Origin of the sequence: Pseudomonas sp. MF6755, from assembly GCF_016405635.1 — a bacterium.
Taxonomy (GTDB): domain Bacteria; phylum Pseudomonadota; class Gammaproteobacteria; order Pseudomonadales; family Pseudomonadaceae; genus Aquipseudomonas; species Aquipseudomonas haemolytica.
The window spans coordinates 321105-340734 of record NZ_JAEKDA010000004.1; the positions used below are offsets into that span (position 1 = coordinate 321105).

General features: G+C 58.9%; 18 protein-coding genes. 7 read left to right on the forward strand and 11 right to left on the reverse strand.

The genetic code is table 11. The features are described from left to right. Positions 1-342 precede the first annotated feature (342 nt). Positions 343-903: a HutD/Ves family protein gene (locus JFT66_RS07030; RefSeq protein ID WP_198859029.1), complete on the reverse strand. Its 561-nt coding sequence runs from the start codon at positions 901-903 to the stop codon at positions 343-345. Continuing rightward, complete coding sequence (hutC, locus tag JFT66_RS07035; protein ID WP_233094216.1) at positions 900-1610, reverse strand: histidine utilization repressor; 711 nt, start codon at positions 1608-1610, stop codon at positions 900-902. Before hutC ends, JFT66_RS07030 begins: the two co-directional genes overlap by 4 nt. Before the next feature lie 147 nt (positions 1611-1757). Here hutC and JFT66_RS07040 point away from each other — a divergent pair, with 147 nt between their 5' ends. Then, a complete protein-coding gene (locus JFT66_RS07040; RefSeq protein WP_198859030.1) occupies positions 1758-3122 on the forward strand; it encodes a formimidoylglutamate deiminase in 1365 nt (454 codons plus the stop codon). Positions 3123-3234: 112 nt separating this feature from the next. On the opposite strand, the gene JFT66_RS07045 is transcribed toward JFT66_RS07040, so the two are convergent. From JFT66_RS07045 to JFT66_RS07060, 4 genes are all read right to left on the reverse strand, one after another. Further along, complete coding sequence (locus tag JFT66_RS07045; RefSeq protein WP_034117302.1) at positions 3235-3804, reverse strand: lipocalin family protein; 570 nt, start codon at positions 3802-3804, stop codon at positions 3235-3237. Positions 3805-3834: 30 nt separating this feature from the next. Then, a complete protein-coding gene (locus JFT66_RS07050; protein WP_033897714.1) occupies positions 3835-4089 on the reverse strand; it encodes a lipoprotein in 255 nt (84 codons plus the stop codon). A gap of 174 nt (positions 4090-4263) precedes the next feature. Further along, on the reverse strand, positions 4264-5274 hold the full coding sequence (locus JFT66_RS07055) for a class 1 fructose-bisphosphatase (RefSeq protein WP_034117301.1): 1011 nt from the start codon (positions 5272-5274) through the stop codon (positions 4264-4266). A gap of 163 nt (positions 5275-5437) precedes the next feature. Next, positions 5438-7888 carry a glycogen/starch/alpha-glucan phosphorylase gene (locus JFT66_RS07060; RefSeq protein WP_034117300.1) on the reverse strand — a complete coding sequence of 817 codons (2451 nt, stop codon included), beginning with the start codon at positions 7886-7888 and terminating at the stop codon, positions 5438-5440. Positions 7889-8125: 237 nt separating this feature from the next. On the opposite strand from JFT66_RS07060, the gene JFT66_RS07065 reads away from it, so the two are divergent. Further along, positions 8126-8560 carry a YkgJ family cysteine cluster protein gene (locus tag JFT66_RS07065; RefSeq protein WP_003187815.1) on the forward strand — a complete coding sequence of 145 codons (435 nt, stop codon included), beginning with the start codon at positions 8126-8128 and terminating at the stop codon, positions 8558-8560. A 119-nt stretch (positions 8561-8679) separates the two neighbouring features. Here JFT66_RS07065 and typA read toward each other — a convergent pair whose 3' ends face one another. Together typA and thiI are read right to left on the reverse strand one after the other, a co-directional pair. Further along, positions 8680-10500 carry a translational GTPase TypA gene (typA, locus tag JFT66_RS07070; RefSeq protein WP_034117299.1) on the reverse strand — a complete coding sequence of 607 codons (1821 nt, stop codon included), beginning with the start codon at positions 10498-10500 and terminating at the stop codon, positions 8680-8682. A 139-nt stretch (positions 10501-10639) separates the two neighbouring features. Then, complete coding sequence (gene thiI / locus JFT66_RS07075) at positions 10640-12094, reverse strand: tRNA uracil 4-sulfurtransferase ThiI (protein ID WP_034117298.1); 1455 nt, start codon at positions 12092-12094, stop codon at positions 10640-10642. A gap of 332 nt (positions 12095-12426) precedes the next feature. Here thiI and glnA point away from each other — a divergent pair, with 332 nt between their 5' ends. From glnA to ntrC, 4 genes are all read left to right on the forward strand, one after another. Further along, positions 12427-13833, forward strand: a complete 1407-nt coding sequence (gene glnA, locus JFT66_RS07080; protein WP_034117297.1) for a glutamate--ammonia ligase — start codon at positions 12427-12429, stop codon at positions 13831-13833. Between the two features lie 116 nt (positions 13834-13949). After that, the gene (locus JFT66_RS07085; RefSeq protein WP_153838661.1) at positions 13950-14486 is read left to right on the forward strand and encodes a chorismate mutase; all 537 of its coding nucleotides are present in this window, start codon (positions 13950-13952) and stop codon (positions 14484-14486) included. A gap of 385 nt (positions 14487-14871) precedes the next feature. After that, positions 14872-15957, forward strand: a complete 1086-nt coding sequence (gene glnL, locus JFT66_RS07090; RefSeq protein ID WP_034117295.1) for a nitrogen regulation protein NR(II) — start codon at positions 14872-14874, stop codon at positions 15955-15957. Next, a complete protein-coding gene (ntrC, locus tag JFT66_RS07095; protein ID WP_153838660.1) occupies positions 15954-17390 on the forward strand; it encodes a nitrogen regulation protein NR(I) in 1437 nt (478 codons plus the stop codon). Before glnL ends, ntrC begins: the two co-directional genes overlap by 4 nt. 449 nt (positions 17391-17839) lie before the next feature. Here ntrC and JFT66_RS07100 read toward each other — a convergent pair whose 3' ends face one another. Next, positions 17840-18280, reverse strand: coding sequence for a hypothetical protein (locus tag JFT66_RS07100; protein ID WP_034117293.1), 441 nt, complete (start codon positions 18278-18280; stop codon positions 17840-17842). Here JFT66_RS07100 and JFT66_RS07105 point away from each other — a divergent pair. Then, complete coding sequence (locus tag JFT66_RS07105; RefSeq protein ID WP_153838658.1) at positions 18279-18734, forward strand: tRNA (cytidine(34)-2'-O)-methyltransferase; 456 nt, start codon at positions 18279-18281, stop codon at positions 18732-18734. The two genes, JFT66_RS07100 and JFT66_RS07105, sit on opposite strands and share 2 nt — an antisense overlap. A gap of 119 nt (positions 18735-18853) precedes the next feature. Here the strand turns inward: JFT66_RS07105 and secB are convergent, their stop codons facing one another. Next, positions 18854-19333 (reverse strand): protein-export chaperone SecB, encoded by a 480-nt coding sequence (gene secB / locus JFT66_RS07110; protein ID WP_034117291.1) that lies wholly within the window; start codon positions 19331-19333, stop codon positions 18854-18856. Between the two features lie 42 nt (positions 19334-19375). Next, positions 19376-19630 carry a glutaredoxin 3 gene (grxC, locus tag JFT66_RS07115; RefSeq protein WP_034117290.1) on the reverse strand — a complete coding sequence of 85 codons (255 nt, stop codon included), beginning with the start codon at positions 19628-19630 and terminating at the stop codon, positions 19376-19378.

Genomic DNA, 19630 nt, shown 5'->3' on the forward strand with positions numbered 1-19630 from the left:
ACATCTTTACTTGTATGTACAAGCATATGCAATCGAGCGGCCAACTTTATGCGGAGGCGGTTTGGATTTTTTTGCGAAGTACGTGCGAGCCTTTGAAATCAAGGCCTCAGGGCTATATGAAATTTCTTAAGGAGACGTTTTGCGGCGAGGAGGATTTGTCACGGCAGCGAAACTTTGCGTCACGCTGGGGCATTCGGTAACAAATTGGTGCGCGGGTTGGAAACAGATCTATGGGTCATACAAAAACAACTGAGGGAGGGGGCTTGCTCCCGATAGCGGTGTATCAGTTACCTATAAATGACTGACCCACTGCTATCGGGAGCAAGCCCCCTCCCACATTTTTTAACCGCGTGCGGTCAGTTCGATAATGCAGCAACGACCAGTGACCGAGATATCCAGCAAGCCAGTGTTACCGTCCACTTGCAGGCAATCGTGATGGCCGAGTTTTTCGCCCAGCACCTTCACTTCATCCGCCACGCTGAACACCAACACCGTCTGCGCCGTGCTGAAAAAACGTTGCACACCATCAATCCACTGCAGACGCGCCTGGTAACGCTCAGGCGAATAAATCAGGTTGAAATCGCGGATCGGCCCCGTGATCAAACGGCATGACACCTGGCTTTCGCCCTGGAACGCGAACGGCTGCAGCGGTAACAAGCCGCGCTGCTCCTCACCATCCACGGTCAATACCATGCCCGCGCCCTTGATTACCGTGATCACGCGCTGGTAGCCAGCGAAGGTGGAAAAACCACCCGACTCAGCGATATCGGCGATCGACAGGCGCCAGCCAAAACCATCCAGGCCAGCGCCCGCGTCACGGGCAATTTCTTCGGTACTGCCGCCGCCGTTTTTCCACGGCATGCGCACGTAGTCGGTGGCGCGCCGCACGATCACTTTACTCATTTACTGAAACGTCCTTCGAGGCTGTGACGGGAACCGGGGTGGATCAACCGCGCGGCGGTCACCGGCTGGCGACCCGACCAGGTGCGGCGGCGGATCAACAGGCATGGCTCGCCCGGCTCGATTTGCAAAAGCTTGCACTCGGCGGCGTCGGCAAGGATGGCTTCAACCACATGTTCGCCCTCAGTCAGCGGCGCGACCTGGTTCAAATAGGCATAAGGGGTTTGCTGGGTGAAATCCTGCTGCAGGTATTCGGGCGCAACCAGGGCGTTGACGAAACGGTCTTCGATTTGCACGGGAATGTCGTTTTCGTAATGCACGATCAACGAATGGAACACCCGCCCGCCTTCGCGCATTTCCAAGGCGACGGCACGCTCGGAACCGGCGGCCTCTTCGCCCAGGGTAATGACCTGGCAAGTATGCCGATGCCCGCGGGAGGCAATCTCATCGGCAATGTTGTGTACTTCAAACAGCGCTGACTGGCTCTTGGGCTCCGCTACGAAGGTGCCGACGCCCTGCATGCGCACCAGCAACCCTTCGGCGGTGAGCTCACGCAGGGCGCGATTGATGGTCATGCGGCTGAAACCCAACTGGCTGACCAGTTCGCTTTCCGACGGCACGCGGTAATGCGGCGGCCAGTTGCCGTTGAGGATCTGCTGGCTGATCATTTGTTTGACGCGGGCATACAAGGGCGCCGGACTTTCGTCCATGTGGGCAGCCAGCGAAGACTTGGCGGGCGGAGTCGGCACAGGGAATCCTTGCAAGGAGAAAAGATGCATAGATTGCCGGAGTTTACCGAGCAGGCAAACGTCTGTATATGTATATACAAATAAACACACGACCGGGGTGCCTTGATCATGTCCGCTTTCTTTGCCGAACGCGCGCTGCTGCCTAATGGATGGGCCAACGATGTACGTCTTGAAGTCAGCGCCGATGGCCTGCTGACCCACGTTGAGCCCAATGCCAGTGCAGACGGCGCCGAACGACTGAGAGGCCCGGTATTGGCGGGCATGCCGAACCTGCACTCCCATGCGTTCCAGCGCGCCATGGCGGGCCTGGCCGAAGTGGCCGGCAACCCCAATGACAGTTTCTGGACTTGGCGTGACCTGATGTACCGCATGGTCGGCAAGATCAGCCCCGATCAATTGCAGGTCATCGCCCGCCAGCTGTATATCGAAATGCTCAAGGCCGGCTACACCTCGGTGGCCGAATTTCATTACGTGCACCACGATGTCAGCGGCCAGCCCTATGCCGACCGTACGGAGCTGTCGCGCCAGATCAGCCTGGCGGCCGCCAGCAGCGGGATCGGCCTGACATTGGTGCCGGTGCTGTATACCCACTCCGGGTTTGGCGGCCAGGCGCCGAATGAAGGGCAACGACGCTTTATCAACAGCACCGAGAATTACCTCGACCTGCAAGCCCGCTTGCAACCAATCCTGGCGGCACAACCTGCGCAGCAACTGGGCCTGTGCTTCCACTCACTGCGCGCCGTCACACCCCAGCAAATCCAGGACGTTCTGGCGGCCAGTGACAAGACTTGCCCGGTGCATATCCACATCGCTGAACAACAGAAAGAAGTCGACGACTGCCTGGCCTGGAGCGGTAAACGCCCGCTGCAATGGTTGTATGACAATGTCGAGGTGGATGAGCGCTGGTGCCTGGTGCACGCCACCCATGCCGACCCTGATGAAGTGACACGCATGGCCAAAAGCCGCGCGATTGCCGGCTTGTGCCTGACCACCGAGGCCAACCTGGGCGATGGGATTTTCCCGGCGGTGGATTTCCTCGCCCAGGGTGGGCGTTTGGGTATCGGTTCCGACAGCCATGTGTCACTGAGCGTGGTAGAGGAATTACGTTGGTTGGAATACGGCCAGCGCCTGCGCGACCAACGGCGTAATCGCCTGTATCGCAGTGATCAGCCGATGGTTGGCCGCACGCTGTTCGATGCCGCGCTGGACGGTGGCGCCCAAGCGCTGGGCCAGCCAATTGGTCGCTTGGAAGCAGGTAAGCGCGCGGACTGGATTGTGCTCGACGGTAATGACCCGTACCTGGCGACCGCCCATGAGGATGGGATTCTCAATCGCTGGCTGTTCGCCGGTGGTGATCGACAGGTGCGCGATGTGCTGGTCAACGGCAAGTGGGTGGTGCGCGATGGGCGACATGCCGGTGAAGAGGAAAGCAGCCGGGCATTCACCCAAGTCCTGAGGGATTTGTTGAGCTGACAGGCAACATATAACCAATGTGGGAGGGGGCTTGCTCCCGATTGCAGTGTGTCAGCCAGTACATCTGATACTGACACACCGCTATCGGGAGCAAGCCCCCTCCCACATTTAATTACTGCGAAGTCTTCGCCATCTGCTTGTCCGACGTACGCCAGATCAACCGCGTGGTGTCATACCCCTGCTGCCGCGCCCTGCTGAGCAGGTCTTCACGGGTATCGGCACTCACCGTCGGCGTGCGCGACAAGATCCACATATAGCGGCGGCTCGGGCTGCCGACGATGGCAGTCTTGTAGTCATCGCTCACATACAGCACCCAGTAATCGCCCTTGGCGACGCCCGGCAGCAGTGACGTAAACCAGTTATTGAATTCCACCCACAGCTTGTCGGTCTTGCCGGGCACTTGCGGCGTGGCCGTGCCTTTAGCCTCTTGCCACTTCCATTCAGGTGTCAGGCAGCGATTGAACACCGACATATCACCATCCGGCAGCAAGGTATAACGGGCTTCGGATTGCGCACAGTTGCGCTGGAAGTACATCGGCAATCGGGCCAACTCATACCAGGTGCCCTGGTAACGCTTGAGGTTGACGTTGCTGGCAGTCTTGGGTTGCAGATCATCGCCAGAATGGCTGGCGCAGCCCGCCAAAAACAGGCTGGCGCAAAGGAACAAAACAAAACGCATCATTCTTCTTCTCCCGCAGGCTCGCGCCCCGGTTTACTTCAGGCCTTGCCCGGAAAACATCAGAACTTTGTCACCGGCGTACTGCACGCTGATAAAGCTGTTTTTATCGCCCCACGTGCAGCTGGACATACCCAGCGCACCGGAACAATCGGTCGGCTTACCCAGCAACGACTCCACCTCGGCCTTGGCCATGCCAGCCGACAGTTTCTGGTAGTTTTCTTGATTGACCTTGCTGCAAGCGGCTAACAGCACACAAAAAGCCAGCAGGGCGAGACGGCGTAAAGACATGGAAAAGCTCCTGGAGAGACAAAGCAGCTGGGGTATCTGCCAGAAGCTTAGAAGGGAAAAGAGGTGTCTGGTTCCCGACGAGCGAAAACAAAAAAGCCCCGAAAACGCTGAAACGTTTCGGGGCTTCTTGTCATTCAAAACATCACGTCATGAATGCTCTCTCACCACAGGGGCTTACTTCTTGTGGTAACCGGTCACACGCTCAACTTCTTCCTTCGAACCCAGGAACACCGCCACGCGCTGGTGCAGGCCTTCTGGCTGGATATCGAGGATGCGCTGGTGGCCGTCGGTGGACGCGCCGCCCGCCTGCTCGACCAGGAACGACATCGGGTTGGCTTCGTACATCAGGCGCAGCTTGCCCGGCTTGGACGGCTCGCGGCTGTCACGTGGGTACATAAACAGACCACCACGGGTCAGGATACGGTGTACGTCGGCAACCATCGCAGCGACCCAGCGCATGTTGAAGTTCTTCTTCAACGGGCCTTCTTCGCCTTCCATCAGTTCGTTGACGTAACGTTTCACCGGCTCTTCCCAGTGACGCTGGTTGGACATGTTGATCGCGAATTCCTGGGTAGAAGCAGGAATCGAAATATCTTCGTGCGTCAGCACAAAACTGCCCATTTCGCGGTCCAGGGTGAAGCCCTTGACGCCGTCGCCCAGGGTCAGCACCAGCATGGTCTGTGGGCCGTAGATCGCGTAGCCGGCCGCAACCTGCTCAGTGCCTGGCTGCAGGAAAGCCTTTTCGTTCAAGGCTTCGTTCTGGCTCAGGTATTCGCTCGGGCAGCGCAGTACCGAAAAGATGGTGCCGACCGGTGCGTTGATGTCGATGTTGGACGAACCGTCCAGTGGGTCGAATACCAGCAGGTACGCGCCTTTCGGGTATTTGCCCGGGATCTGGTAGGCATTGTCCATTTCTTCGGACGCCATGCCGGCCAGGTGGCCGCCCCATTCGTTGGCTTCGAGCAGGATTTCGTTGGAGATTACGTCGAGCTTCTTCTGCACTTCGCCTTGGACGTTTTCAGTGCCCATGCTGCCCAACACGCCACCCAGGGCGCCTTTGGACACGGCGTGGCTGATTTCCTTGCAAGCACGCGCCACCACTTCGATAAGGAAGCGCAGATCAGCAGGCGTGTTGTTGCTGCGGGTCTGCTCGATCAAATAGCGACTCAGGGTAACGCGGGACATGGAAGGCTCCGGAGAATGGGGGGCTAAAAACCCGCGCAGTTTAACGCGAGTCGGGGCGTATTTCCTCTAATCAGAGGATTTAACTCCAATAGAGTTCACGACTTGCCGGCACGCTCGGCGTCGTGGGAGCGAGCCTGCTCCCACATTTTTGCATCAGCGGTGTTTAGTCGAGGGCTTTCCAGATCTCGGTGGCGTATTCGCGGATGGTCCGGTCCGAACTGAACCAGCCCATGCGCGCCGTATTGAGCACCGCCGAACGCCACCACTCCTTGGAATCGTGCCAATGCGCCTCGACCCGTGCCTGGGCGTCCCAGTAGGAATCAAAGTCGGCGCACACCAGGAAGCGATCGTAATCGATCAGCCCATCGATCAGGCCCACGTAACGCCCCGGATCATCCGGCGAGAACACCCCGCCGCGAATCGCTTGCAGCACATCGTTCAATCGATGCGACGCGGCGATGTCCGGCCCGGCGTTGAATTCGCCGGCGTGCTTGCGCGCTTCCACCTGCTGGGCACTGAGGCCGAAGATAAACATGTGCTCGGCGCCCACACGCTCGTGCATCTCCACGTTAGCGCCGTCCATGGTGCCGATGGTCAGCGCGCCGTTGAGCCCGAACTTCATGTTGCTGGTACCCGACGCTTCGAAGCCGGCGGTGGAAATCTGTTCCGACAAATCCGCCGCTGGAATGATGCTCTCCGCCAGGCTGACGTTGTAGTTGGGCAGGAACACCACTTTGAGCAAGCCGCGTACGGTCGGGTCATTGTTGACGGTGCGGGCGATGTCGTTGGTCAGCTTGATGATCAGCTTGGCCTGGTGATAACTGGCCGCGGCCTTGCCGGCGAATATCTTCACCCGTGGCACCCAGTCGGTTTCGGGTTCGGCACGGATCGCCTGGTACAGCGCCACGGTGTGCAGCAGGTTGAGCAGTTGGCGTTTGTATTCGTGGATGCGCTTGACCTGCACATCGAACATCGCCGCCGGGTTGACCGCGATGCCCAGGCGCTCATGAATGATCTCGGCCAATGCACGCTTACTGTGCAGGCGCTGTTCAGCGAAGGCTTTACGGAAGGCCGGTTTCTCGGCAAACGGTTCCAGCTCGATCAGACGCTGCTCGGGCTGGTCGAGAATCTCCGCGCCCAAGGCTTCCACCAGCATCTCGGTCAACTTGGGGTTGGCCTGGTACAACCAGCGGCGAAAGGTGATGCCGTTGGTTTTGTTGTTGATGCGCTCGGGGTAGAGCTTGTGCAATTCGGAGAACACCGTGCTGCGCATCAGCTGGGTGTGCAAACCCGATACGCCGTTGACGCTATGGGAGCCGAGGAATGCCAGGTTGCCCATGCGCACGCGGCGGCCGTTGTCTTCTTCGATCAGTGATACGGCGCGCAGTACGTCAAAATCGTGGATGCCCTTGGCGCGTAGCGAGTCGATGTGTTGGGCGTTGATCAGGTAGATGATCTGCATGTGCCGGGGCAGCATGCGTTCCATCAGGCCGACCGGCCAGGTCTCCAGCGCCTCGGGCAGCAAGGTGTGGTTGGTGTACGAGAGGGTTTCGACGGTGACGTCCCATGCGGCTTCCCACGGAATGTCATGCAGGTCCACCAGTTGGCGCATCAACTCGGCCACGGCGATGGACGGGTGGGTGTCGTTGAGCTGAATGGCGGCGTGTTCGCCCAGGCTCAGCACCGAACCGTGCATGTTCTTATGGCGGCGCAGCAAATCCTGCAGCGAAGCGGAGACGAAGAAATATTCCTGGCGCAGGCGCAGTTCCTGCCCCGCTTCGGTGCTGTCGGCCGGGTACAGCACTCGGGAGATGCTTTCGGCGCGGGCCACTTCGGCGACGGCACCCAGGTGGTCACCGGCGTTGAAACGCTCCAGGTGCAAGTCTTCCACGGCCCGTGCACGCCACAGGCGCAGGGTGTTGACGCTGGCGCCGCGCCAGCCGACTACCGGTGTGTCATAGGCGACTGCGCGTACGGTTTCGCTGGGCGACCACACCTGGATCATCTTGCCGGAGGCGTCCGCGAGGGTTTCGACGCTGCCGCCAAAGCCAATCGGGTAAATCACTTCAGCGCGTTCGAATTCCCACGGGTTACCGAAATCCAGCCAGCGTTCGGTCTGCTCCTGCTGCCAGCCGTCGACGATGGCCTGGCGGAACAAGCCGTGTTCATAGCGGATACCATAGCCGTGGCCGGCAATGCCCAGGGTCGACATGCTTTCCATGAAGCACGCTGCCAAGCGGCCCAGGCCACCGTTGCCGAGCGCCGCATCGGGCTCCAGCAGGCGGATGCGTTCCAGGTCGACGCCCAGTTCAGACAAGGCTTCGCGCGCGATTTCCAGCACGCCGAGATTGCTCAGGCTGTCGTAGAGCAAGCGGCCGATGAGAAATTCCAGCGAGAGGTAATAAACGCGCTTCTGGCCTTTGCGATAAATACGCCGCGTATGGTCCATCCAGTGATCGACCATCTGGTCGCGAGCGGCCAGGGCAATGGCTTCGAACCAGTCGTGGTCGAAGGCGTGATCCGGGTCCTTGCCCACCGCGTAGGTAAGTTTGGTCAAGACAGCATCGCGGAATGCGGCTACCTCTGCTTCTCGTGCAAGCGGTTCCTGAGACATCGGTGCGACCTCGGGCGAGATTGAAGGAGTTGCTAGAGCCTAGTCGGTCTGACAGACGGTGGACGTGCTGGTTCGGCAGTTTTTCAACTCATTCACCATTGGCTGAATTTGATGCAGGGGTCGTGCCCGATCAGGCGTCATCGAAACCTTTGAGCTGAAACCTGCAAAATATTGTTCAAAAAACCACCAATCCCGGTATGATCCCGCGCCCGGATACAGCCCCACCTTGGAACCTTGATGAAGCCTCAACTGATCGCCGCCGCGGAACTCGACCGTCTAGAGACCTGGCAGAAATATTCCGCCCACATGTGCGGCGGCTGTGTGTCCAGCTGTTGCACCCTGCCGGTTGAGGTGAAGATCAAGGACCTGATCCGCATTGGTATCGTCGATGAGTTCGAGCGTGGCGACCCACCGAAGAACATCGCCAAGCGCTTGCAGAAGGAAGGCATCGTCGAGCGCTACAACAATAAATCCGAGATTTTTACCCTGCAGCGCATGAGCAACAACGACTGCCTGTACCTGGATCGTAAGACGCGCTTCTGCACTATTTATGACAAGCGTCCGGATACTTGCCGCAATCATCCGAAAATCGGGCCGCGGCCGGGCTATTGTGCGTATAAGCCCAAGGAAGTGGTGCGCGAAACCAACTTCAAGACCCTGGATAAGTTCTGATCCGGGTTTTGTGGGGCTTGCTCCCGATGAGGCCGGTACAGCCACCACAAAACCTGCAGACATAAAAAAACGCCCCCGGCCTTTCGACCGGGGGCGTTTTTCATTCAGCCTGAGTTAACTCAGTTCTTGGCTTTCTTGGCAGCGCGGGTACGCTCGCCTTCGTCCAGGATCTTCTTACGCAGGCGGATCGACTTAGGCGTGACTTCGCACAGCTCGTCGTCCTGGATGAATTCCAGGGCCTGTTCCAGGGTGAAGCGAACAGGTGGGACCAGAGCGATGGTTTCGTCTTTGCCCGAAGCACGCATGTTGTCGAGCTTCTTGCCTTTGGTTGGGTTGACGCCCATGTCGTTGTCACGGCTGTTCAGACCAACGATCTGGCCGTTGTAGATCTCTTGACCGTGTTCAACGAACAGCTTGCCACGCGCCTGGAGGGTTTCCAGGGAGTAGGTCAGCGCCTTGCCGGTTTCTACCGATACCAGAACACCGTTCTGACGGCCGGACATGTCGCCGGACTTCATGGTGTCGTAGCGATCGAAGATCGAGGTCAGGATGCCAGCACCGTTGGTCAGGGTCAGGAACTGGTTACGGAAACCGATCAGACCACGCGCAGGGATGTTGTATTCCAGACGTACACGGCCTTTGCCATCCGGCACCATGTTGGTCAGGTCGCCCTTACGCAGGCCCATCTCTTCCATGACCTTGCCCTGGGATTCTTCAGGGGTGTCGATGGTGACGTTTTCGAACGGTTCCTGCTTCACGCCGTCAACCTGACGGATGATCACTTCCGGACGACCAACACCCATTTCGAAGCCTTCGCGACGCATGGTTTCGATCAGTACCGAGAGGTGCAGCTCACCACGGCCGGAGACCTTGAACTTGTCAGCCGAGTCGCCTTCTTCAACGCGCAGAGCAACGTTGTACAGCAGCTCCTTGTCCAGACGCTCCTTGATGTTACGGGAGGTCACGAACTTGCCTTCTTTACCGCAGAACGGCGAGTCGTTTACCTGGAAGGTCATGGAAACGGTTGGCTCGTCAACGGTCAGGGGCTTCATCGCCTCGACAGTGTCCGGCTGGCACAGGGTGTCGGAGATGAACAGCGAGTCCATACCGCTCACGCACACGATGTCGCCTGCGAAAGCTTCTTCAACGTCGATACGGTGCAGACCGTGGTGACCCATCAGCTTCAGGATACGACCGTTACGCTTCTTGCCGTCGGCACCGATAGCCACAACCGGGGTGTTCGGCTTGACGCTACCACGAGCGATACGGCCAACGCCGATAACACCCAGGAAGCTGTTGTAGTCCAGTGCCGAGATTTGCATCTGGAACGGGCCGTCACGGTCAACCTTCGGCGGCGGAACGTGGTCAACGATCGCCTGGTACAGCGGGGTCATGTCTTCCGCCATTGCGGTGTGTTCCAGACCGGCAATACCGTTCAGGGCCGAAGCGTAGATGACTTGGAAGTCCAGCTGTTCTTCGGTGGCACCCAGGTTGTCGAACAGGTCGAAGATCTGGTCCAGAACCCAGTCCGGACGCGCGCCTGGACGGTCAACCTTGTTGATGCACACGATCGGACGCAGGCCGGCTTCGAAAGCCTTCTTGGTCACGAAACGGGTTTGCGGCATAGGGCCGTCTTGAGCGTCAACCAGCAGCAGAACGGAGTCAACCATCGACATTACGCGTTCTACTTCGCCGCCGAAGTCGGCGTGGCCCGGGGTATCCACGATGTTGATGTGGTAGCCGTTCCAGTTGATAGCGGTGTTTTTTGCCAGGATGGTAATACCGCGCTCTTTTTCCTGGTCGTTGGAGTCCATCACGCGCTCGTCGTTGAGCTCGTTGCGCTCCAGGGTGCCGGATTGACGCAGGAGTTTGTCTACCAGGGTGGTTTTACCATGGTCAACGTGAGCAATGATGGCGATGTTACGTAGATTTTCGATCACTTGTGTATCTCGATCAGAGGATTCGGTGTGCTGACAGGTCGTGGCAGCGATTAACAGTAGAGTCAGGCCTTGCCGTTACAGCTTGACGGCAGAGTCGGGGGGCCGGTGACGCAGGCCACAGGCAAACAGCCCCGGGCTCTTAGCTCGGTCGATAAACGCGCACATTGGCATGCCCCTCACTGAGCAAATGGTGGGCATGCAGGCGACTCATCACGCCTTTGTCGCAATACAGCAGGTACTGACGGCTGTTATCCAGTTCCTTGAAACGCGCGTTCAGTGCATAGAACGGCAGCGTTTGCACGTCGATGCCAGCGATTTCCAGCGGCTCATCTTCAGCAGCATCCGGGTGACGGATGTCGACAACGATCTGGCCGGCCAGGGCTTCGCTGACTTCTTCGATTTTCACGTCTTGGCCCAATTCGTCGATTACGCGATCGATCGGGACCATTTTGGCGTTCTCGAGCGCACGCTCCAGAATCGCCATGTCGAACTGTTGTTCTTCGTACTCCACGCGATTGCGCTTGGCGTGGGTCTTGGGGTTCACCGAAATGACCCCGCAATATTCAGGCATGTGCTTGGCAAAGTCCGCCGTGCCGATTTCTTCGGCCAGGTCGATGATGTCCTGCTTGTGGCTGGCGATCAGCGGGCGCAGCACCAGCTTCTCGGTCACGCAGTCGATCAGCGACAGGTTCGGCAGCGTCTGGCTGGACACCTGGGAAATCGCTTCACCGGTCACCAGCGCGTCAATCTGCAACTGATCGGCGATTCGGGACGCAGCGCGCAACATCATACGCTTCAATACGACGCCCATATGACCGTTATCGACTTTGCCGAGAATTTCTCCCAGCACTTCCTCGAACGGCACGCTTACAAATAGCACGCGCTGGGAGCTGCCGTACTTCTTCCAGATGTAATGCGCGACTTCCATCACGCCCAATTCGTGTGCACGCCCGCCCAGGTTGAAGAAGCAGAAGTGGCTCATCAGGCCGCGGCGCATGATCTGGTAGGCCGCCACCGTGGAATCGAAACCGCCGGACATCAATACCAGGGTCTGTTCGAGGGCACCCAATGGGTAGCCGCCGATGCTGTTGTGCTGGCTGTGGATCACAAACAACCGTTGGTCGCGAATTTCCATGCGCACTTCAATTTGCGGCGCTTTGAGGGAAATTCCAGCGGCGCCGCACTCGCGACGCAGCTTGCTGCCGACGTATTTTTCTACGTCCATGGAGCTGAACGAATGCTTGCCGGCACGCTTGCAGCGCACCGAAAAAATCTTGCCTTCCAGCGAGCTGCCGTAGTGCTGCTTGCACTTCTCGGTGATGTCGTCGAAGTCGCCCAGCGGGTACTCATCCACCTGCAGGAAATGCGCGATGCCTGGCATGCAACTCAGGCGCTCGGTCATGTCTTTCAAGGCTTTGGCGTCGGTAATGCGGGTTTCCAGCTCGAGATTGTCCCACACGCCGTTCACCACCACAGCCGGGTCCAGGTCACGGAGCACGGCGCGGATGTTCTTGGCCAATTGACGGATGAAACGCGTCCGTACCGGTCGGCTTTTGATGGTGATCTCGGGGAAGACTTTAACGATTAATTTCATGGAAACAGCGCGCGCCGGGCCTGCTGAAAAAGGGGGGCGCGGATTATAGCGGAAATCGCTCAAGGTTTAACCAGTTAATATGCATTGCACACGCAACGCACCAAAACGGGTCATTTACACAAATAAACGCTACATTGCAGTGCGCTATTTATACCGTTTCAACGAATTGCACCGTTATAGGGGCTATTTTGAGGCAAAACGGCCATGTTGGCGCACTGGCATGCAATTTGCTCTCTTGTGAGGCAGGTTGCCATGGCGGAGTATCCGCGCCGGCATCACCCACATTCTAAGGGCTACTCCACTACCCAGCCCGAAGCCACCCGGAGGACACCATGTCGAAGTCGGTTCAACTCATCAAAGATCATGACGTTAAATGGATTGATCTGCGCTTCACGGACACAAAAGGCACTCAGCACCACGTGACCATGCCGGCTCGCGACGCGCTGGATGATGCTTTCTTCGAAGAAGGCAAAATGTTCGACGGCTCCTCCATCGCTGGCTGGAAAGGCATCGAAGCCTCCGACATGATCCTGATGCCGGACGACAGCACTGCCGTGCTCGACCCGTTCACCGAAGACCCAACCCTGATCATCGTCTGCGACGTGATCGAGCCTTCGACCATGCAAGGCTACGACCGCGACCCACGTGCGATCGCCAAGCGTGCCGAGGAATACCTGAAGTCCACCGGTATCGGTGACACCGTATTCGTAGGCCCGGAGCCAGAATTCTTCATCTTTGATTCGGTCAAGTTCAAGTCCGACATCTCCGGCTCCATGTTCAAGATCTTCTCCGAACAGGGTTCCTGGATGTCCGACCAGGACATCGAAGGCGGCAACAAAGGCCACCGCCCAGGTATCAAGGGTGGCTACTTCCCAGTTCCGCCGTTCGACCATGACCACGAAATCCGTACCTCCATGTGCAACGCCATGGAAGAGATGGGCCTGGTCATCGAAGTTCACCACCACGAAGTGGCCACTGCCGGCCAGAACGAAATCGGTGTGAAGTTCAACACCCTGGTAGCCAAGGCTGACGAAGTACAAACCCTGAAGTACTGCGTACACAACGTGGCTGATGCCTACGGCCGTACCGCTACCTTCATGCCTAAGCCGCTGTATGGCGATAACGGTTCGGGTATGCACGTTCACCTGTCCATCGCCAAAGAAGGCAAGAACACCTTCGCTGGCGAAGGTTATGCCGGCCTGTCCGACACTGCCCTGTACTTCATCGGCGGTATCATCAAGCACGGTAAGGCCCTGAACGGCTTCACCAACCCGTCGACCAACTCCTACAAGCGTCTGGTGCCAGGTTTCGAAGCACCGGTAATGCTGGCCTACTCGGCTCGCAACCGTTCCGCCTCGATCCGTATTCCTTACGTGTCCAGCCCTCGCGCTCGCCGTATCGAAGCCCGCTTCCCGGATCCAGCGGCCAACCCGTACCTGGCCTTCGCTGCCCTGGTCATGGCTGGCCTGGACGGTATCCAGAACAAGATCCACCCAGGCGATGCCGCCGACAAAAACTTGTACGACCTGCCGCCTGAAGAGGCCAAAGAGATCCCACAAGTGTGCGGCAGCCTGAAAGAGGCCCTGGAAGAACTGGACAAGGGCCGTGCGTTCCTGACCAAAGGCGGCGTATTCAGCGACGACTTCATCGATGCCTACATCGAGCTGAAAAGCGAAGAAGAAATCAAGGTGCGCACCTTCGTACACCCACTGGAATACGAGCTGTACTACAGCTGCTGATCCGGTAGCGCTACTCAACGTGGCGTGACGAAAAAGACCTCCCCCGGGAGGTCTTTTTTTTGCCTGGGGATTACGCTACCTCACATCAGCAAGCCCCCCCCACGAGGAGATCACCATTGAAACGTCGACTTGCGTTCGCCCTGCTGTTCGTCAGCGCCGGTGCTTGCGCCGCCCCACCAGCCCTTGAGCCACTGCTCAACAGCATCGCCGAACGCCTGACCATTGCCGACCAGGTGGCCTTGAGCAAATGGGACAGCAAAAAGCCCGTAGAAGATAAGAAACGCGAGCAAGAAGTGCTCGCCAGTGTCATCGCCCAGGCGCCGGAGTACAAGCTGGAGCCTGCCGCCGCCGAGCAGTTTTTCTCAGCGCAGATCGAGGCGAACAAACTGGTGCAATACACCCACTTGTCCGACTGGCAGTTCCAGGGCAAGGCACCTGACGAGCCGCGCCCGGACCTGATCAAGCAGATTCGCCCGCAACTGGATCAACTGCAAAAACGCCTGCTTGAACAATTGGCCGATTTCACCCCGCAGCGCAGCGACCCGCAGTGCCCGCAGTGGCTGGCCGCCGCCATCCATGAGCCGCTCAATGACTCCACCCGCCAACTCGCCATGATCCGCGCCACAGCCGAGCTGTGTATCTACAAAGGCTAGACCTGAAAATCCGATTTAAATGTGGGAGGGGGCTTGCTCCCGATAGAGGTGGTTCAGTTGATGAATATGCTGACTGACACCCTGCTATCGGGAGCAAGCCCCCTCCCACATTTGGACTGTATGCATTCAGGGCCATCTCTGGCAGCCTCCTGAGCAACCTTCACAAAACCGCACTATATTGGTGCGATAGGTTGCACCCTCCCCGCAGGCGCAGCCCATTTTGGTTCGAATCTTCCCGATGAAGCTGGCAGAACGCCACAGTTTCGCGCCTCAACCCCCCATTTCATAGGTTGAACGCTTCTTTTCGGAGCTTTGGTTTGGTTTTTGCATTTTCCTTGTATCAGCGTGTGCCTCAAGCCCGCGCCTTGCTCCAAAAGAGGTCCCGATGACCATCAGCGATGCACTGCACCGTTTGTTACTCGACAACCTGACCACCGCGACCATCCTGCTTAATGCCGACTTGCGCCTTGAGTACATGAACCCGGCGGCGGAGATGCTCCTGGCCATCAGCGGCCAGCGCAGCCATGGGCAGTTCATCAGCGAGTTGTTCACCGAGTCGGCCGAAGCCTTGAGCTCATTGCGCCAGGCAGTGGAGCAAGCACACCCGTTCACCAAGCGCGAGGCGATGCTGACCGCCCTCACCGGCCAGACCCTGACGGTCGACTACGCCGTGACCCCGATCCTGAGCAACGGCGCCACCCTGCTGTTGCTCGAAGTGCATCCGCGTGACCGCTTGCTGCGCATCACCAAGGAAGAAGCGCAACTGTCCAAGCAAGAGACCAGCAAGATGCTGGTGCGTGGCCTGGCCCATGAGATCAAGAACCCGCTGGGTGGAATTCGCGGCGCCGCGCAGTTGCTGGCCCGCGAGTTGCCGGAGGAGCACCTCAAGGACTACACCAACGTCATCATCGAAGAGGCCGACCGCTTGCGTAACCTGGTGGACCGTATGCTCGGCTCCAACAAGCTGCCGTCCCTGGCGATGACTAACGTGCACGAAGTGCTCGAGCGCGTGTGCCAGTTGGTCGAGGCCGAAAGCCAGGGCTGCATCACCCTGGTACGTGACTACGACCCAAGCATTCCCGACGTATTGATCGACCGCGAGCAGATGATCCAGGCGGTGCTCAATATCGTGCGCAACGCCATGCAGGCCATCAGCAGCCAGAACGAGCTGCGCCTGGGCCGCATCAGCCTGCGTACCCGCGCCCTGCGCCAGTTCACCATCGGCCATGTGCGCCATCGCCTGGTGACCAAGGTCGAGATCATCGACAACGGCCCGGGCATTCCGGCGGAACTACAGGAAACCATCTTCTTTCCCATGGTCAGCGGCCGCCCGGACGGTACCGGGCTGGGCCTGGCCATTACCCAGAACATCATCAGCCAGCACCAGGGCTTGATCGAATGTGAAAGCCATCCTGGCCACACCACCTTCTCGATCTTTCTGCCTCTGGAACAAGGAGCCCCATCGACATGAGCCGTAGTGAAACTGTGTGGATCGTCGATGACGACCGTTCTATCCGCTGGGTCCTGGAGAAAGCCTTGCAACAGGAAGGCATGACCACTCAAAGCTTCGACAGCGCCGACGGCGTGATGAGCCGCTTGGCGCGCCAGCAGCCCGACGTGATCATCTCCGACATCCGCATGCCCGGCGCCAGTGGCCTGGACTTGCTTGCACGCATCCGCGAGCAGCACCCGCGCTTGCCGGTGATCATCATGACCGCGCACTCGGACCTGGACAGCGCTGTCGCGTCCTACCAGGGTGGCGCTTTTGAATACCTGCCCAAGCCGTTCGACGTGGACGAAGCCGTGGCGCTGGTCAAGCGTGCCAACCAGCATGCCCAGGAACAGCAAAACCAGGAAGCCCCGCCTGCCCTGACCCGCACCCCGGAAATCATCGGTGAAGCGCCGGCGATGCAGGAAGTGTTCCGCGCCATCGGGCGCTTGAGCCACTCCAACATCACCGTGCTGATCAACGGCGAATCGGGCACCGGCAAAGAGCTGGTGGCTCATGCACTGCACCGCCACAGCCCTCGGGCGGCCTCGCCGTTCATCGCGCTGAACATGGCGGCGATTCCGAAGGACTTGATGGAGTCCGAGCTGTTCGGCCACGAGAAAGGCGCGTTTACCGGCGCCGCCAACCTGCGGCGCGGGCGTTTTGAACAGGCGGACGGCGGCACACTGTTCCTCGATGAAATCGGCGATATGCCGGCCGATACCCAAACCCGCTTGCTGCGGGTGCTGGCGGACGGTGAGTTTTATCGCGTTGGCGGGCACACGCCGGTCAAAGTCGATGTGCGCATCATCGCGGCGACGCACCAGAACCTCGAAACCCTGGTGCACGCGGGCAAATTCCGTGAGGACTTGTTCCATCGCCTTAACGTGATCCGCATTCATATCCCGCGCATGTCGGACCGTCGCGAAGACATTCCGACTCTCGCCCGCCACTTCCTCAGCCGCGCAGCCCTGGAGCTGGCCGTAGAGCCGAAACTGCTGAAAAGCGAGACCGAGGAATACCTGAAGAACCTGCCATGGCCCGGCAACGTGCGTCAGTTGGAGAACACTTGCCGCTGGATCACCGTGATGGCGTCCGGGCGCGAAGTGCATATCAGCGACCTGCCGCCGGAGCTGCTGAGCCTGCCGCAAGACTCGGCACCGGTGACCAACTGGGAACAGGCCCTGCGCCAATGGGCCGACCAGGCCCTGGCACGCGGCCAGTCCAACCTGCTGGACAGCGCCGTGCCGACGTTCGAGCGGATCATGATCGAGACAGCCTTGAAGCACACCGCCGGCCGCCGCCGCGATGCCGCGGTGTTGCTGGGTTGGGGGCGCAATACCCTGACGCGCAAGATCAAGGAGTTGGGGATGAAGGTGGATGGCGGGGATGATGAAGAGGGTGATGAGGGCTGATCACACATCCCTGATCCACTGAACATCTAATGTGGGAGGGGGCTTGCTCCCGATGGCGGTGTATCAGTTACAGATGTTATGACTGACCCACTGCTATCGGGAGCAAGCCCCCTCCCACATTTGGATCTCTACAAGGCTCCAGGATTGTGCACCGCTTCGATGCACCATGAACCGGCATCGGGCAAGCCTTTCAACGCTGAAACAACCGAACAGCTCAGAAAACCTTGCACACCGAAAACACCAAAGCCCCGTAACCCGGGGCTTTGCGCTTTCTGAAAAAATTATTTGGCACAACTCGACGACTCTGGCACGCGCCCTGCAATAACCCTGGTACTACCCAGTTTCGGGGACCTTGGTACAGGCAGGCCGAGAATCCCCTCTTTTATACGAAGCCCCTGGGCTTCACGCTTTTGGGAGCCCTGGTACAGGCAGGCCGGGAACTCCCTCTTTTATTGCTCTTGGAGATGGACCTCCAGCCGCCAGCGGCCCTCGACCTTTTCCCCGCCCCACTCGCCGCGCAACGGCCGCGCAGCCACCAGGTTCAGCAGCAAGCCCCCATCGGTTTTTCGTACCCGCCAGTTCACATCCTTGTCATTGACCTTGAGCTGCCCACTCGCCGGCTTGCCCAACGCGTCGAACAACAGCGCCACGGTGCCGTCGATATGCTCGCCGTGCAGCTTGGGCTCGCTGTTGAACCACACCACCACACCGTCGACCGCAGGCATTACCTCCAGCAGTTCGACCGGGTCCGGGGTGGTCAGGCGACCAATCATCAAGCCGACCATCAAGCCGACAATCGCCAACGAACCCAAAACCCTCGGCAATAGCTTCGGCCTGGGATCCTCTTCGAGGGTAGAATGCAGCGCATCTTTGCCTTCGGAGCCGTGCATGTTTCACGTCATCCTTTTTCAACCAGAAATTCCGCCGAATACCGGCAACGTTATCAGGCTGTGCGCCAACAGTGGCTGCCACCTGCATTTGATCGAGCCATTGGGGTTCGACATGGACGACAAGCGCCTGCGCCGCGCCGGGCTGGACTACCACGAGTACGCCACCCTCAAGCGCCACTCAGACCTCGCAAGCTGCCTGGAAAGCCTGGGGCACCCACGCTTGTTTGCGTTCACCACCAAGGGCTCGCGGCCGTTTCATGATGCCAGCTTTGCCGAAGGCGATGCCTTCCTGTTCGGCCCGGAAAGCCGTGGCCTGCCGGCCGAAGTGCTCGATGCGCTCCCGGAAGGCCATCGCCTGCGCCTGCCGATGCGCGAGGGTTGTCGCAGCCTGAACCTGTCGAACACCGTAGCCGTTGCCGTCTATGAAGGCTGGCGCCAACTCGGCTTCAAGTAACACGCAAAACAAATGTGGGAGGGGGTTTGCTCCCGATGGCGGAGTGTCAGTCAACACTTATGTGACTGGTCCACCGCTATCGGGGGCAAGCCCCCTCCCACATTTTTTATTGCGTCGACTTATTGAACCGTCGGTGCGCCTTCCTGTTGCATGCGCTGCAGCTCTTGAGCGTACAGGGCATCGAAGTTCACCGGTGCCAGCATCAGCGCCGGGAACGAGCCACGGGTGACCAGGCTGTCCAGGGTCTCACGGGCATACGGGAACAGGATGTTCGGGCAGAACGCGCCCAGGGTGTGGCTCATGGACGCTTCGTCCAGGCCCTGGATCAGGAAGATGCCAGCCTGCTGCACTTCTGCGATGAAGGCCACTTCGTCGCCATTCTTGACGGTGACCGACAGGGTCAGCACGACTTCGTGGAAGTCACCTTCCAGGGCTTTTTGACGGGTGTTCAGGTCCAGCGCAACGCTTGGGGTCCACTCCTGGCGGAAGATAGCCGGGCTTTTCGGCGCTTCGAACGACAGGTCACGCACGTAGATGCGCTGCAGCGAGAATTGTGGGCCTTGGTCTTGAGCTGCTTCGGTGTTCTGTTGGTCAGTCATCGCAGATCCTTCTTTATCTTGGGGTCTTTAAGGGTTTAGGAGTCAGACGAGCAGCAGCGCGTCGAGTTTACCGGCGCGCTCAAGGGCGAACAGGTCATCGCAACCACCGATGTGCTTGGCGCCGATCCAGATCTGCGGGACCGACGTGCGGCCAGCCTTCTTGGCCATTTCGGCGCGCACCTGGGGCTTGCCATCGACCTTGATTTCTTCGAAGGCCACCTTCTTGCTCTGGAGCAACTGCTTGGCTCGGATGCAAAAAGGGCAATAATCGCTGGAGTAAACGACAACCTGGCTCAT

Coding starts and splice junctions, on each gene's coding strand:
- JFT66_RS07030 (WP_198859029.1), bottom strand. CDS start 903: ATGAGTAAAGTGATCGTGCGGCGCGCCACCGACTACGTGCGCATGCCG.
- hutC (WP_233094216.1), bottom strand. CDS start 1,610: ATGGACGAAAGTCCGGCGCCCTTGTATGCCCGCGTCAAACAAATGATC.
- JFT66_RS07040 (WP_198859030.1), top strand. CDS start 1,758: ATGTCCGCTTTCTTTGCCGAACGCGCGCTGCTGCCTAATGGATGGGCC.
- JFT66_RS07045 (WP_034117302.1), bottom strand. CDS start 3,804: ATGATGCGTTTTGTTTTGTTCCTTTGCGCCAGCCTGTTTTTGGCGGGC.
- JFT66_RS07050 (WP_033897714.1), bottom strand. CDS start 4,089: ATGTCTTTACGCCGTCTCGCCCTGCTGGCTTTTTGTGTGCTGTTAGCC.
- JFT66_RS07055 (WP_034117301.1), bottom strand. CDS start 5,274: ATGTCCCGCGTTACCCTGAGTCGCTATTTGATCGAGCAGACCCGCAGC.
- JFT66_RS07060 (WP_034117300.1), bottom strand. CDS start 7,888: ATGTCTCAGGAACCGCTTGCACGAGAAGCAGAGGTAGCCGCATTCCGC.
- JFT66_RS07065 (WP_003187815.1), top strand. CDS start 8,126: ATGAAGCCTCAACTGATCGCCGCCGCGGAACTCGACCGTCTAGAGACC.
- thiI (WP_034117298.1), bottom strand. CDS start 12,094: ATGAAATTAATCGTTAAAGTCTTCCCCGAGATCACCATCAAAAGCCGA.
- glnA (WP_034117297.1), top strand. CDS start 12,427: ATGTCGAAGTCGGTTCAACTCATCAAAGATCATGACGTTAAATGGATT.
- glnL (WP_034117295.1), top strand. CDS start 14,872: ATGACCATCAGCGATGCACTGCACCGTTTGTTACTCGACAACCTGACC.
- ntrC (WP_153838660.1), top strand. CDS start 15,954: ATGAGCCGTAGTGAAACTGTGTGGATCGTCGATGACGACCGTTCTATC.
- JFT66_RS07105 (WP_153838658.1), top strand. CDS start 18,279: ATGTTTCACGTCATCCTTTTTCAACCAGAAATTCCGCCGAATACCGGC.
- JFT66_RS07100 (WP_034117293.1), bottom strand. CDS start 18,280: ATGCACGGCTCCGAAGGCAAAGATGCGCTGCATTCTACCCTCGAAGAG.
- secB (WP_034117291.1), bottom strand. CDS start 19,333: ATGACTGACCAACAGAACACCGAAGCAGCTCAAGACCAAGGCCCACAA.
- grxC (WP_034117290.1), bottom strand. CDS start 19,630: ATGAGCCAGGTTGTCGTTTACTCCAGCGATTATTGCCCTTTTTGCATC.